15 protein-coding genes are annotated in these 12,470 nt (G+C 64.0%); 4 read left to right on the top strand and 11 right to left on the bottom strand.

Going from position 1 to position 12,470, the window contains the following annotated elements:
• Positions 1-2 precede the first annotated feature (2 nt).
• The 4 genes from FIU89_RS20435 to pip form a co-directional block, all read right to left on the bottom strand.
• Positions 3-572 carry an RNA-binding protein gene (locus tag FIU89_RS20435; RefSeq protein WP_254701892.1) on the bottom strand — a complete coding sequence of 190 codons (570 nt, stop codon included), beginning with the start codon at positions 570-572 and terminating at the stop codon, positions 3-5.
• A gap of 79 nt (positions 573-651) precedes the next feature.
• Entirely contained in the window at positions 652-2,283 is a 1,632-nt protein-coding gene (gene nusA, locus FIU89_RS20430; RefSeq protein ID WP_152494286.1) for a transcription termination factor NusA, read from the bottom strand.
• A 4-nt stretch (positions 2,284-2,287) separates the two neighbouring features.
• The gene (gene rimP / locus FIU89_RS20425) at positions 2,288-2,860 is read right to left on the bottom strand and encodes a ribosome maturation factor RimP (RefSeq protein WP_152494285.1); all 573 of its coding nucleotides are present in this window, start codon (positions 2,858-2,860) and stop codon (positions 2,288-2,290) included.
• A 251-nt stretch (positions 2,861-3,111) separates the two neighbouring features.
• The gene (gene pip, locus FIU89_RS20420) at positions 3,112-4,086 is read right to left on the bottom strand and encodes a prolyl aminopeptidase (protein WP_152494284.1); all 975 of its coding nucleotides are present in this window, start codon (positions 4,084-4,086) and stop codon (positions 3,112-3,114) included.
• Between the two features lie 48 nt (positions 4,087-4,134).
• Here pip and ubiG point away from each other — a divergent pair, with 48 nt between their 5' ends.
• Positions 4,135-4,878, top strand: coding sequence for a bifunctional 2-polyprenyl-6-hydroxyphenol methylase/3-demethylubiquinol 3-O-methyltransferase UbiG (gene ubiG, locus FIU89_RS20415; protein WP_152494620.1), 744 nt, complete (start codon positions 4,135-4,137; stop codon positions 4,876-4,878).
• 8 nt (positions 4,879-4,886) lie between these two features.
• Here the strand turns inward: ubiG and FIU89_RS20410 are convergent, their stop codons facing one another.
• Genes FIU89_RS20410 through FIU89_RS20395 form a run of 4 tightly spaced genes read right to left on the bottom strand, consistent with a single transcriptional unit; the run spans position 4,887 to position 7,151 of the window.
• Positions 4,887-5,336, bottom strand: a complete 450-nt coding sequence (locus FIU89_RS20410) for a MarR family winged helix-turn-helix transcriptional regulator (protein ID WP_152494283.1) — start codon at positions 5,334-5,336, stop codon at positions 4,887-4,889.
• The gene (locus FIU89_RS20405) at positions 5,333-6,163 is read right to left on the bottom strand and encodes a carbon-nitrogen hydrolase family protein (protein WP_152494282.1); all 831 of its coding nucleotides are present in this window, start codon (positions 6,161-6,163) and stop codon (positions 5,333-5,335) included. Before FIU89_RS20405 ends, FIU89_RS20410 begins: the two co-directional genes overlap by 4 nt.
• On the bottom strand, positions 6,160-6,417 hold the full coding sequence (grxC, locus tag FIU89_RS20400; RefSeq protein ID WP_152494281.1) for a glutaredoxin 3: 258 nt from the start codon (positions 6,415-6,417) through the stop codon (positions 6,160-6,162). Before grxC ends, FIU89_RS20405 begins: the two co-directional genes overlap by 4 nt.
• A 35-nt stretch (positions 6,418-6,452) precedes the next feature.
• Entirely contained in the window at positions 6,453-7,151 is a 699-nt protein-coding gene (locus FIU89_RS20395; protein WP_152494619.1) for a double zinc ribbon domain-containing protein, read from the bottom strand.
• Positions 7,152-7,198: 47 nt separating this feature from the next.
• Between FIU89_RS20395 and FIU89_RS20390 the strand changes: the two genes are divergently transcribed.
• Together FIU89_RS20390 and hemH are read left to right on the top strand one after the other, a co-directional pair.
• Complete coding sequence (locus FIU89_RS20390; protein WP_152494280.1) at positions 7,199-8,014, top strand: methyltransferase domain-containing protein; 816 nt, start codon at positions 7,199-7,201, stop codon at positions 8,012-8,014.
• A gap of 60 nt (positions 8,015-8,074) precedes the next feature.
• Positions 8,075-9,136 (top strand): ferrochelatase, encoded by a 1,062-nt coding sequence (hemH, locus tag FIU89_RS20385; protein WP_152494279.1) that lies wholly within the window; start codon positions 8,075-8,077, stop codon positions 9,134-9,136.
• 236 nt (positions 9,137-9,372) lie between these two features.
• On the opposite strand, the gene FIU89_RS20380 is transcribed toward hemH, so the two are convergent.
• The gene (locus FIU89_RS20380; protein WP_152494278.1) at positions 9,373-9,963 is read right to left on the bottom strand and encodes a L,D-transpeptidase; all 591 of its coding nucleotides are present in this window, start codon (positions 9,961-9,963) and stop codon (positions 9,373-9,375) included.
• Positions 9,964-10,132: 169 nt separating this feature from the next.
• Between FIU89_RS20380 and FIU89_RS20375 the strand changes: the two genes are divergently transcribed.
• The gene (locus FIU89_RS20375; RefSeq protein ID WP_152494277.1) at positions 10,133-10,648 is read left to right on the top strand and encodes a CAP domain-containing protein; all 516 of its coding nucleotides are present in this window, start codon (positions 10,133-10,135) and stop codon (positions 10,646-10,648) included.
• A gap of 9 nt (positions 10,649-10,657) precedes the next feature.
• On the opposite strand, the gene FIU89_RS20370 is transcribed toward FIU89_RS20375, so the two are convergent.
• Both FIU89_RS20370 and FIU89_RS20365 read right to left on the bottom strand, forming a co-directional pair.
• Positions 10,658-11,149 carry a murein L,D-transpeptidase family protein gene (locus FIU89_RS20370; protein ID WP_254701751.1) on the bottom strand — a complete coding sequence of 164 codons (492 nt, stop codon included), beginning with the start codon at positions 11,147-11,149 and terminating at the stop codon, positions 10,658-10,660.
• A gap of 95 nt (positions 11,150-11,244) precedes the next feature.
• Positions 11,245-12,468 (bottom strand): class I SAM-dependent RNA methyltransferase, encoded by a 1,224-nt coding sequence (locus FIU89_RS20365; protein ID WP_152494275.1) that lies wholly within the window; start codon positions 12,466-12,468, stop codon positions 11,245-11,247.
• Between the last annotated feature and the right edge of the window lie 2 nt (positions 12,469-12,470).

Raw genomic sequence — 12,470 nt, 5'->3', positions numbered from 1 at the left:
TCTCAACTTCCTTTCCGGCGGGGTCGGTCCCCGTCCGTGACGCGCAAGCCCTTGAGTCTTGCCGCCTCCTCTACAACACGTTCGCACAAACCGCCAGCCGCGAGTGCGGCGTGGATGCTTGTTTCACGCCCGAATGCCTGGCCCAGCTCATCGGCGGTGATCCAGCCGATCCAGCTGCCGCCATAGGGCGTGCTCAGTTTCGTCTTCCCGCGCGCCGAACCGTCGCTGGCCTGGATCAGGACCTCGGCCTCTTCCTTGGCCAGCCAGTCCTTGACCTTCTCGTACCCGGCCACCGCCTGTCCGCCCTTGCGCGCCAAGCTCAGCAGTTCCACGACCCGCCGCGCAAGCATCGCCTCGACCTGTTCGACCAGGCCGTCGGGCACCGTGACGCTCTGCTTGGCGCTGCGCGAAAACAGGCCCTTCTTCACGGCCGTCTCCAGCGCCTGCCGCGTCGAACTCACCCAGATGCCCCGGCCCGGCAGCTTCTCCAGGATGTCCGGCACAACCTGCCCCTCGGGACTTATGGCAAACCGAATCAACCCATGCTTCGGGCGCACTTCGCCCGTGGCAATGCACTTGCGCTCGGGACCATTCGTCCGGTCCTTGGGCTGCCCACCGCGCCCCATATCAACGCCTACGAGGCCTGACGCATCAGGCCTCGGCCTCCTCTGCGGTGCCGCCTTCGGACTCTTCGCCGTCTTCGGCCTCTGCCTCGGGCTCAAGATCCGCCGGATCGACCCAGCCCAGCATGACGCGTGCGGTCATCACCAGGTCCTGCGCCTCTTCCAGCGACACTTCAAAAGGTTCCAGAACGCCATCGTCCTTGACGCGCTCGCCGTCCACGGTGGTCCAGCCGCCCGCCAGTTCCCAGTCGGCGCAGGTGGCGAAGTCTTCCAGCGTCTTCACGCCATCCTCGGCCAGTGCCTGTACCATCTGGGGTGTCAGGCCCTCGAATTCAATAAGGCTGTCCTCGGCACCCAGCGCGCGGGCCTTCTCCAGCGCTTCCTTGGCCTGTGCTTCCAGAACGTCACGAGCGCGCGCCTGCAATTCGTTGGCGGTGTCCTCGTCCACGCCGTCGATCACCAGCAGCTCGTCGATCTCGACATAGGCGACCTCGTCGAGGTTGGTAAAGCCTTCCGACACCAGAAGCTGGGCAAAGAACTCGTCCAGGTCCAGCGTGTCCATGAACAGCTTCGTGCGCTCCTCGAATTCCTTCTGACGGCGCTCGCTGTCCTCGGCCTCGGTCATGATGTCGATATCAAGGTTGGTCAGCTGGCTCGCCAGCCGCACATTCTGACCGCGGCGACCGATGGCCAGCGACAGCTGGTCTTCCGGCACCACGACCTCGATGCGCTCGGCTTCCTCGTCCAGAACCACCTTGCTCACCTCGGCGGGCTGCAGCGCGTTCACCAGGAAGGTCGGCTGGTCCTCGTTCCACGGGATGATGTCGATCTTCTCGCCCTGCAGCTCGTTCACCACGGCTTGCACGCGGCTGCCGCGCATACCCACACAGGCGCCCACCGGGTCGATCGAGTTGTCATAGGAGATGACCGCGATCTTGGCGCGGCTGCCCGGATCACGGGCCACGGCCTTGATCTCGATGATGCCGTCATAGATCTCCGGCACTTCCATCTTGAACAGCTCCGCCATGAATTCCGGCGCCGTGCGGCTCAGGAAGATCTGCGGCCCACGGGCTTCGCGGCGCACATCCTTGATGTAGCACCGGATCCGGTCGTTCGGGCGATAGCTCTCGCGCCCGATCTTCTCGTTCCGGCGCAGGATCGCCTCCCCGGCACCCACGTCGACGATGACGTTGCCGTATTCCTCGCGCTTGACCACGCCGTTGATGATCGTGCCGGCCCGGTCCTTGAATTCCTCGTACTGGCGGTCGCGCTCGGCCTCCCGCACCTTCTGCAGAATCACCTGCTTGGCGCTCTGCGCGGCGATCCGGCCCATGTCCACCGGCGGCACTTCCTCGACGAAGGTGTCACCGACCTTTGGATCGTCCAGGTATTGCTTGGCCTGCTCGACGGTGAACTCCGCCTGGTAATTCTCCAGCTCCTCGTCCTCGACCACCGTGCGCACGCGGGTGAACGTCGCCTTGCCGGTCTTGCGGTCGATGCTGACGCGAATGTCCATTTCGGCGCCGTACCGGCTCTTGGCCGCGCGCGAGAGGCTCTCTTCCATCGCCTCGATCACAAGGCCGGGGTCGATCATCTTCTCCCGCGCCACCGCCTCGGCGGTCTGCAAAAGCTCAAGCTGGTTGGCAGAGGTAATAGCCATTGTCTCAGGTCTCCTCGGACGAGTCAGTCTCTATGTCGTCAAAATTGTCTTCGTTCAGAACGCCCGCTTCCTTGCGCGCCTTCAGCATGTCCTTGATCAGCTCATCGGTCAGCACCAGCTTGGCATCCGCCAACCAGTCGAAATGCAGCCCGATCGTGCCTTCCTCGACGTTAATCAGCACCTCGCCGCCCTCGGTCCCGGTCAGGACACCCTTGAACCGCTTGCGCCCGTCGATCAGCTCGTGAGTCTCCAGCTTCGCCTCGTAGCCCTCGAACTCGTCGAAATCCTTCAGCCGGGTCAGCGGCCGGTCGATGCCGGGGCTGGACACTTCCAGCGTGTACTCATCAACGATCGGGTCTTCCACGTCCAGCACGGCGCTGATGGCGGTGGAAATCTCGGCGCATTCATCCACCTCGATACCGCCCTCGGGCCGCTCGGCCATGATCTGCAACGTGGCGGTCTTACCGCCCATCAGACGCACGCGCACCAGCTCGAACCCCATGTCCTCGATGACAGGGGTAATGATCTCGGCGATCCGCCGATCCATCGACGATTTTGCAATCAGGTCGTTGCTCATGGGTCCTTCGAACACAAAAAAACGGGCGCGCGGCCCGTCGATCTTTCCCGGTGGAGCGCCGGGTGTGGACCCCAGCGCGCCGCTGTTGAAAGGGGATATACGACTCAGAGGCTGAGTCTGCAAGGGGGAAAGCAGGTTGCGCAGACGTCAGCTTTTCCCACACCCGTCATCCCCGACTTGATCGGGGATCTCTCGGGGTCAGAGATCCTCTGCTCAAGGCAGAGGATGACGGCTCTCCAAGACCCCGCCCGCTACCGACCGGCCACCATCCGGTCCATAATCTTCACCAGTTCCGCACTGATCCCCGGCTCGGACAGCGCATGCCCCGCCACCGGAATGATCCGCAGATCACCTTTCGGCCACAGCCCTGCCAGCCGGTGCGCCGCCTCGGGCGGGCAGATCATGTCGTAACGCCCCTGCACGATCACACCGGGCGTATCCGCCAGCTTGTCCATGTTGTCATAGATATAGCCGTCCTGACCCAGGAACCCGTTATGCAGAAAGTAATGGTTCTCCAGCCGTGCGAAAGCACGGGCATAATCCGCCGGGCTGTCGCCGCTCTGACCGTTGGAGTTGACCGTGGCCAGCGCGTTTTCCCAAGCGCTCCACGCCTTGGCGAACCGCACCTCCTCGGCCCGGTCGCCGGAAAACAGGCGCTTGTTATAGGCCCCGATCATGTCACCCTGTTCATCCTCGGGGATCAGCGACCGGAACTTCGCCCAGGTCTCGGGCCAGAACCGCCCCGCGCCGCCACCATAGAACCAGTCCAGCTCCCGCTGCGTCATGGTAAAGACGCCACGCAACACCAGATGCGCCACCGCCTCCGGATGGCTCTGGCCGTAGATCAGCGCCAGCGTCGCGCCCCAGCTTCCGCCAAAGACGATCCACCTCTCGATGCCCAGCGCATCCCGGATCCGTTCGATATCCGCCACCAGATGCCAGGTCGTGTTGTCCTCGACACTCGCATGGGGCTTCGACCGGCCACAGCCGCGCTGGTCGAACAAGACGATCCGGTAATGGTTCGGATCGAAGTAGCGCCGCATCGCCGGGCTGCACCCGCCACCGGGCCCGCCATGCAGCACCACAACGGGCGTGCCCTCGGGATTGCCCGACTGCTCCACATAGATCGTGTGTCCGTCGCCCACATCCATCATACGCCGGTCGAACGGCTCGATCGACGGATACAGGAATTGCGCTGCGCTCTTTTGGCTCGAAAACTTGTCCATGAATGTCCTATATAGACCGTCCAAGACATTGAGCACATGGAACGCGGAATGCAACCCAACTCGACCACGATCGACACCGATGAAGTCGCCAAATTCGAGGCTATGGCCGCCGAATGGTGGGACCCGAACGGCAAGTTCAAGCCGCTTCACATGCTCAATCCCTGTCGTCTGGATTACATCACGTCGCAGATCGCGGCGGAATTCGACCGCGACCTGAAAACGTCGAAACCCTTCACCGGCCTGCGCCTGCTGGACATAGGCTGCGGCGGCGGTCTGCTGGCCGAACCGATGGCCCGCCTTGGCGCCACCGTCGTCGGCGCCGACGCGGCGGCGGGCAACATTCCCGTGGCACAGGTGCACGCCGCACAGTCCGGCCTCGACATCGACTACCGCAACACGACCGCCGAGGCGCTCGCCGCGTCGGGCGAGCAGTTCGATGTCGTTCTGAACATGGAAGTGGTCGAGCATGTGGCCGACCCCGCCACCTATCTCACCGCCTGCCAGCGCCTGCTGAAACCGGGCGGTCTGCACATCTGTTCCACCCTTAACCGCACCGCCAAAAGCTTTGCCGCCGCCATCGTCGGCGCGGAATTCATCATGCGCTGGCTGCCCAAGGGCACCCATGACTGGAAGAAGTTCATCACCCCGGAAGAGCTTTACGACCTTCTGCGCGACGCCGGCCTCGACCCGGTCGACCGCAAGGGGTTCGTCTTCAATCCGATAAGCTGGTCGTGGTCCCTGTCAGACCGCGACCTGGCCGTGAACTACGTCACGACCAGCGTAAAGCCCTGAGTTAGAGTCTAGGTTTCGTCCGACAGCTTCGCCCGCATCTCGCGCAGAACGGGCAGGGTGGCGCGCACATTACCCTCGCCCAGCTCGCTCACCACCTCGGTGATCAGCGGCATGATCGCGGAAATCGCCGCATCCCGCGCCCGCGTTCCGGCGGGGCTGATCGACACCATCTTGCGCCGCGCATCGTCCCAGTCGGGCCGGATATGCACGTAGCCCGCCCATTCCAGCTTGCTCAGCGTGTTGGTCATCGCCCCGCGCGTCACGTGAAAGCTCTTGGCCAGCTGCGCCGGGCTCCGCTCGCCATTGGCCCGCGCGAGGTGATTCAGTACCGAGAAATGCGAGATCTCCATGCCTTTCGGCAGCACCCGGCTCAGCCGGCTCCGGATCAGCTGCTCGTTCGCCAGAACCTCGCTGAACAGCGAAACGGCAATCGAATGCAGCGTGTTATCCGTTGTCACGACCAAGTGATGTCGACCTCACTGTTTACCGCCGGTATCCGCGCCCGTGCCTGGGTCACCTCGTCCCGGTTCACGTCCACGAATACCACACCGGGGCCCGTTCCGGCATCTGCCAATACGTCACCCCACGGTCCCAGGGCCAGCGAATGCCCATAAGTGCGGCGTTCCTTGCCGCGCGTGGCCGAATGTTGGCCGGTCTGTGCCGGGGCCAGCACATAGCACCCCGTCTCGATCGCCCGCGCCCGCAGCAGCGTTTCCCAATGCGCCTCACCAGTGGGCACGGCAAAGGCCGACGGCACCGTCAGGATCTCCGCCCCGGCCTGCGCCAACCGCCGGTACAGCTTGGGAAATCGCAGGTCATAGCAAACCGTCATCCCCACGGTGCCAAACGGCGTCTTGGCCGTCACACCCCGGTCGCCGGGGCGATAGCCCGCCGATTCCCTATATTGCTCCGTCTCGGAGACCTTCACGTCGAACATATGAATCTTGTCATACCACGCCGCTATCCCGCCCCTGGGGTCGATGAGAAACGAGCGATTGGCAAAACGACCGTCCGCATCATCCGTCTTGACCGCAATCGACCCAATCAGCACCCAGATCCCCAGCCGCTCCGCCTGTTCCCGAAGGCCCGCGAGCGTCGGATCGTCCTCCTGGTGGCGCAGCACTTCCTTCTGCCGCGTCCGGCTGGCAGACAGGCAATTCGTCACTTCCGGGGTCAGCACGAACCCGGCGCCACCCGCCGCCGCCTCGTCGATCAGACCTTGCGTGACCGTCAGGTTCTCGTCCGGGCGATCCGACGAATTCAGCTGGATCAGAGCCGCTTTCATGCCTTCAGCAGCGCATCCAGCTTGCCCGCCCGGTCCATCGCGTAAAGCTCGTCACAGCCACCCACATGCACGTCGCCCACGAAAATCTGCGGCACCGTCCGCCCGCCATTCGCGCGCTGCGTCATCTCGGCCCGCTTCTCGGGCTCCCGCCCCACGTCGATCTCGGTGTACTCCACGCCCTTCTGCGACAGCAGCCGCTTGGCCGCGTGGCAAAAACCGCAAAGCTGCGAGGTGTAGATCTCAACGGGTCTCATGACAGGGTCCAATCCTTTCCGTGGTTGGCCCCTACTTAAGCATCCTTGACCACGCGCGCCAGTGTCAGTGTCCTGACCTCCGCCGCGCCGCCCGCCAGCAAGGCCCCCGCGCAGGCCGCCAGCGTCGCGCCCGATGTCATCACGTCATCCACCAATATCACTACGCGCCCGTGGATCATCACCCGCCGCCCTTTCCGCACGCGTATGGCCGCATCCAGCGTCGCGAACCGCGCCTCCATGCCCTTCCCGTCCAGCGAGGGCGTCCGCCTCACACGTTTCAGAACATCGGGACACCACGCCGCGTTCAACTCTTTCGCCGCCGCCTGGGCCAGCAGGGCCGACTGGTTGAACCGCCGTTTCAACAGCCGCGTCCAGTGCAAAGGCACCGGGACGAACAGACACTCCGGCACCATTAGCGGCGCCGCCGCCCCTTTCATCCACGTCGCCGCCAGCGGCACAACGTCATGCCGGTCGCCGTGTTTCAAGGCCAGCACCAGCTTGCGCGCGTTGTCTTTGTAGATCAGCGCCGCGCGCCCTTTCTGCCAAGGCCGCGCCACCCGCAAGCAGTCGTCACAGCGCGCGTCGCTGCCCGCCTCCTCCCCGGGCAACGGACAGCCACACAGGTCACAGACCAGCCCGGCCAACACCGGCGTATCGCGCCAGCACGGCCCGCACAGACCGAACTCGCTCTCCACCAGCCCGCCGCACAAGGTGCAGCGCGGCGGATAGACCACGCGAAGCGCCGTTTGAATTGCCTCGAAAGCCACTCTATTTAGCCACCATGACCAGAACCCTCACCGATCGCCGCGCGCTTCAGCGCCACCGCCAACGGGCCAGCCGCGCCCCCGCGCTCTTCCTGCACGAGACCGCGATCGACGAGGTCAAGGATCGGCTGAGTTTCGTTAACAAATCGTTTACGCAGACGAGTATCGTCGCAGGCCTCCCCGATCCGTGGACGGCCGCCTTCCCCGACGCGCAGATCATCGAAGACACCGAAACCCTTGCATTAGAGCCTGGATCGCGTGACCTGATCCTGCACGCCATGTCACTGCACTGGGCCGACGACCCCGTGGGCCAACTGATCCAATGCCGCCGCGCCTTGCGCCCCGATGGCCTGTTCATCGCCGTCTTCTTCGGCGGCCAGACCCTGCATCAGCTGCGCGCCGTCCTCGCCCAGGCCGAATCCGACCTGCGCGGCGGCCTGTCGCCCCGCGTCCTGCCGATGGGCGATATCCGCGACCTTGGCGCGCTCCTGCAACGCGCCGGTTTCGCGCTGCCCGTGGCCGACACCCTGCCGCTCGATGTCAGCTACGAAAACCTTGTCGCCCTGATGCACGACCTGCGCGCAATGGGCGAGGCCAACGCGCTCGACGCCCGGCCGCGCAGTTTCACCCGCCGCGACGTGCTTTTGCGTGCCGCGGAGCTCTACGCCGAAACCTTCGCCACCCCCGACGGCCGCATCCCCGCCACCTTCGAGCTTATAACCCTCACCGGCTGGGCCCCGTCCGAAGACCAACCCCAGCCCCTCCGCCCCGGAAGCGCGACAACACGTCTCGCCGACGCGCTTGGCACCTCCGAGACCCCGCTCAAAGATTGACGACCGACCGCAATCCTTTATGTGTCCGTGATCCAATCCGACAAGAAAAGACGCCCGCCCATGTTTGACGCCGCCAAGAACAAGACCTGTCCCGTCCATGCCCCGTCCGACCATCCGGCCATTCCGGAGCCCAAGACAGGCGTTCTGATCGCCAATCTCGGCACGCCCGACGATTACGGCTACTGGTCCATGCGGCGTTATCTCAACGAATTCCTGTCGGACCGCCGCGTGATCGACTATTCGCCCTGGCTCTGGCAGCCTCTTCTGCAACTGGTGATCCTCTCGAAACGCCCCTTCACCAGCGGCGAGGCCTACAAATCCATCTGGAACGAGGACAAGGGCGAAAGCCCCCTGATGACCATCACCCGCGACCAGACGACCAAACTGTCCGAGGCGCTGCAGGCCCGGTATGGCGACAATGTCATGGTCGATTTCTGTATGCGCTACGGCAACCCGTCGACCAAATCCAAGGTACGCAAGCTGGTCGAGGCCGGCTGCACCCGGATTCTCTTCTTCCCGCTCTACCCGCACTATGCCGGCGCCACCTCGGCCACCGCGAATGATCAGTTCTTCCGCGCTCTGATGGACGAAACCTGGCAGCCCATCGCCCGCGTGGTCGAACCCTATTTCGAGCATCCGCTTTATATCGAAGCATTGGCCCAATCGGTCGAAAAGGCCTATGCAGAGACTGACAAGAAGCCCGAAATCCTCGTCGTCTCCTACCACGGAATGCCGCAGCGCTATCTGAAACAGGGCGACCCCTACCACTGCCAGTGTCAGAAAACGACGCGGCTGCTGCGGGAGCGTCTGGGCTGGGACGACACCCAAATCACCACCACCTTCCAGTCCGTCTTCGGCCCCGAGGAATGGCTGCGCCCCTACACGGTGGAACATGTCGCCAAGCTGGCCGAGGACGGCAAAAAGAACATCGCCGTCATCGCCCCCGCCTTTTCCGCCGACTGCATCGAGACGCTCGAAGAGATCAACGAAGAGATCAAGGAAAGCTTCGAGGAGGCCGGCGGCGAGGAATTCCTCTATATCCCCTGCCTCAACGACAGCGACGCGCATATCAAGGCGCTGAGCACGGTGATCGAAGACAACCTCAAGGGCTGGCTGGACTGAAGCGGTCGGAACAAATGGCACACGTCATCCCGGACTTGATCCGGGATCTCGTGGGGCAAGAGATCCTCTGGTCAAGCCAGAGGATGACATAGGGTCAGAAGGCGCAGTGGGCGGTCTGGCGATCGCGCGGCGGCCTGCGGCCTTGGGTCCGCGCGAAGCAACTTGACCCTCCAAACAACAGAAAAGGCAGCGCCAAAACGCTGCCCCTTTTCGTCTCTATTCCAGCGCAAAACGCCTCAGATCACCAGCACCTGCGTGCCCACCTTGGCCCGCGCGAACAGCTTCGCGATATGCTCGTTGTAAAGCCCGATACACCCGTTCGACGACCGCCGCCCGATCTTGCGCGTGTCATGCGTGCCGTGGATCCGGTAATAGGTCCAGCCCAGGTACAACGCATGGGTGCCCAGCGGGTTGTCCGGCCCCGGCGGCACATAGGACGGCCAGTCCGGGTTCCGCTTCAGCATCGACGGCGTCGGCCGCCAGTCCGGGCCCTCCACCTTGCGCACCACCCGCGTCCGACCCCGCCGCGTCAGCTCCTCGGACATCGGGATGCTCGACGGGAACAGGAACTTCGTCTGCCCGTCCTCGTCCCAGAAATGCAGCGCGCGGGACGAGATATCGACCAGGATCGCACCATTCCTCAGGCTCTTGAAATGCGGCCGCCAGTCCGCTGCGCGAAAGCTCGAAATGTTGCGCCGCACCGTCTGGGTAATCGCGCTCTCCATCTCGGTGGTGCCGGTCTGCGCCAGCGCGGGCGCGCCCAGCGAAACGGCGGTGCCGGCCAGGAAAGCGCGCCGGCTGAATGTGTTTTTGGGATATAGGGACATGTCTGTCTTCCAACTGTCTGCTTTGGAACTGATCGCAGCATATGGCGCGAATGCCTCAGTCGCAAATCAAACCGGCAACATTCGGGCACCTGACGTGGTTGTGGGTTTGAAAGACCACTCAAGCCGCGCTAAGAGGCGAGTCGAACGAACTTCTGGGTGGTAGAGACTGATGACGCGTATTTTTGGCCTGCTGGTTTCCGCACTTGTGCTCTTGTCGGCCTGTGCCGCGCCGCCGCCGCAATCCACTGTCGGCCCCGACGGCGAGCCGCTGCAGCAGGTCTACCGCATCCGCCCGGGCCAGACCGCTGAAATCCAGTACCGGATGCTCGACGCCGTCAATGCCCTGCGCCAGGCCGCCGGGCGCCCGGCCGTTCAGCTGAACGCGCAGCTCAACGCGGCCGCCGCCACCCATTCGCGCGACATGTCGGTGCAGAACCGCCCCTGGCATTTCGGCTCCGACGGCTCCTCGCCGATCGACCGGGTCCGCCGCGTCGGCTACAGCGGCGACTTGGTCGGCGAGAACATCTCGGAAACCTACGAGACCGAGCTTGAAACCCTGACCGCCTGGATGGACGAGGCGTCGACCAAGCAGGTCATAATGGCACCCGACGCCCGGCAAATGGGCTTTTCCTGGGAACAGGAACGCAACGGCAAGATCTGGTGGACGCTGGTGATGGGCAAGTAAGCCAACCCCTCACGGCATGATGCGGATGGGGGTGCCGTTGCGCACCATCGCATAGATCTTTTCCATTTCCTTGTTCCGCACGGAAATGCACCCGGCGGTCCAGTCCCGGCCCAAACGCCGCTTCCGAATCCAGCCCAGGTCGTTGGGCTCGCCGTGGATAAAGATATCCCCGCCGGGTTTCTTGCCCTGCGCCTTGGCAAAGGCACGGTCCGCCTCGTTGGGGTACGAAATCCCCAGCGACAGGTGGAACGAACTGTTCGGATTGCGCCGGTCGATGAAATAATCGCCTTCCGGCGTCTTGCCATCGCCCTCGAACTGCTTGTGCCCCGCGGCGGTAAAGCCCAGGTCCACGTCATAGGCCTTCAGCACCTTGTCGTGGTGGAAAAGATACATCCGCCGCCGGCTCTTGCTGATCAGAACCTGCGTCACTTCCGGCCCGTTATAGGATTTGAACTTCGATCCACAGGCCGCCAGAAATGCGCTGGCGACCGACAGAAGCATGAAATTTCTGCGATTCATTGCTCGATTAACCTGTTGCCTGTCTCTGGCCGCATTTTACACAGTCAGGACCGCCGCGTCATTTCAAATTTGTGCAATCAGCCTGTTTTGCGGCGGATTGCGGCAACCAGTTCGACATGCACCGACCAGCGAAACTGGTCGACCGGACGCACCCACTCCACCACGTAGCCTGCATCGGTCAGGATCTTCGCATCGCGCGCGAATGTCACCGGGTTGCAGGACACGTAGGCGATCACGGGCACCTGCGCTTCGGCCAGTTCGCGGCATTGCGCCTCGGCGCCGGCGCGCGGAGGGTCGATCACCGCGCCGCCGAACCGTTTCAGGTCCTCGGCCATGACAGGCTGGCGAAACAGGTCCCGCACCTCGACCGTCACTTTCTTCAACCGCGCACTGTGCCGCCATCCCTCGTCCAGCGCCCGCGTCATCCCCGCGCTGCCTTCCACGGCATGCACCGCCCGCTCGCGCGCCAGCGGCAGAGCAAAGGTGCCGCATCCCGCGAACAGGTCGATAACAGGCTCTGTTCCGGCCAAAATCGCCGCAACCTCATCCTGCAACAGCCGCTCGGAGTCCTTGGTTGCCTGCAGGAACGCCCCCGGCGGCGGGGTCACGGCGATCCCGTCGAAATCCTGCATCGGCGGTCGCCGCGTGACCACGGTCTCTTCGTCCCATGTCAGCCGCGCCAGGTCTTCGCTCTCGGCCAGTTGCGCCAGCGCGATCCGCAGGGGCCCATCCAATGACTTGCCTCCCTCCACGCGCACGTCCAGCCCCGCCTCGGACAAAGCGACCGCGACGCTCAATTCGCCTTTCCGGCTGGTGCCGATCCGGGCCAGCGCCTGCGCCACGCGGGCGCCCTCCAGCAGTTCCGGCACCACCACCTGGCATTCGCTTAGTTCCACGATCACGTCCGACCCTTTGGCGTGAAACCCCGCCGTCGCGCCTTTCTTGGTGCGGCGCGCCGAAAACCCGGCCCTGCGCCGCGCGTTGGCCGGCGATACGGCGATCTCGCGCATCTCGGTCTCGATCCCCTGAGCCGCCAGCGCCTCGCGCACGATCCCGGTCTTCCAGTCGGCCAGAAATCCGTCATCGGCGTGCTGCAACTGGCACCCGCCGCAGGATTTGTAATGCCGGCAAGGCGCCTTCACCCGTGTCGCGGCGGGCTGCAGGATCTTCACGTCCCGCAGAACGTTGCCCTCGAGCGTGCCGGTCACCCGCTCGCCGGGCAGCGCGCCGGGCACATAGACCGGCCCCTCGGCGATCCCGTCCCCAAGATGCCCAAGACGTTCGATCACAAATTCGGCCATGT

Origin of the sequence: Roseovarius sp. THAF27, assembly GCF_009363655.1 — a bacterium.
GTDB lineage: Bacteria > Pseudomonadota > Alphaproteobacteria > Rhodobacterales > Rhodobacteraceae > Roseovarius.
The sequence above is the reverse complement of the archived record's forward strand: the minus strand, read 5'-3'. Positions and strand labels throughout refer to the sequence as shown.

Excerpts from the sequence above, each read along its gene's own strand:
- nusA (WP_152494286.1), bottom strand. The coding sequence starts at position 2,283 with ATGGCTATTACCTCTGCCAACCAGCTTGAGCTTTTGCAGACCGCCGAG.
- rimP (WP_152494285.1), bottom strand. The coding sequence starts at position 2,860 with ATGAGCAACGACCTGATTGCAAAATCGTCGATGGATCGGCGGATCGCC.
- pip (WP_152494284.1), bottom strand. The coding sequence starts at position 4,086 with ATGGACAAGTTTTCGAGCCAAAAGAGCGCAGCGCAATTCCTGTATCCG.
- ubiG (WP_152494620.1), top strand. The coding sequence starts at position 4,135 with ATGCAACCCAACTCGACCACGATCGACACCGATGAAGTCGCCAAATTC.
- FIU89_RS20405 (WP_152494282.1), bottom strand. The coding sequence starts at position 6,163 with ATGAAAGCGGCTCTGATCCAGCTGAATTCGTCGGATCGCCCGGACGAG.
- grxC (WP_152494281.1), bottom strand. The coding sequence starts at position 6,417 with ATGAGACCCGTTGAGATCTACACCTCGCAGCTTTGCGGTTTTTGCCAC.
- FIU89_RS20390 (WP_152494280.1), top strand. The coding sequence starts at position 7,199 with ATGACCAGAACCCTCACCGATCGCCGCGCGCTTCAGCGCCACCGCCAA.
- hemH (WP_152494279.1), top strand. The coding sequence starts at position 8,075 with ATGTTTGACGCCGCCAAGAACAAGACCTGTCCCGTCCATGCCCCGTCC.
- FIU89_RS20380 (WP_152494278.1), bottom strand. The coding sequence starts at position 9,963 with ATGTCCCTATATCCCAAAAACACATTCAGCCGGCGCGCTTTCCTGGCC.
- FIU89_RS20375 (WP_152494277.1), top strand. The coding sequence starts at position 10,133 with ATGACGCGTATTTTTGGCCTGCTGGTTTCCGCACTTGTGCTCTTGTCG.
- FIU89_RS20370 (WP_254701751.1), bottom strand. The coding sequence starts at position 11,149 with ATGCTTCTGTCGGTCGCCAGCGCATTTCTGGCGGCCTGTGGATCGAAG.
- FIU89_RS20365 (WP_152494275.1), bottom strand. The coding sequence starts at position 12,468 with ATGGCCGAATTTGTGATCGAACGTCTTGGGCATCTTGGGGACGGGATC.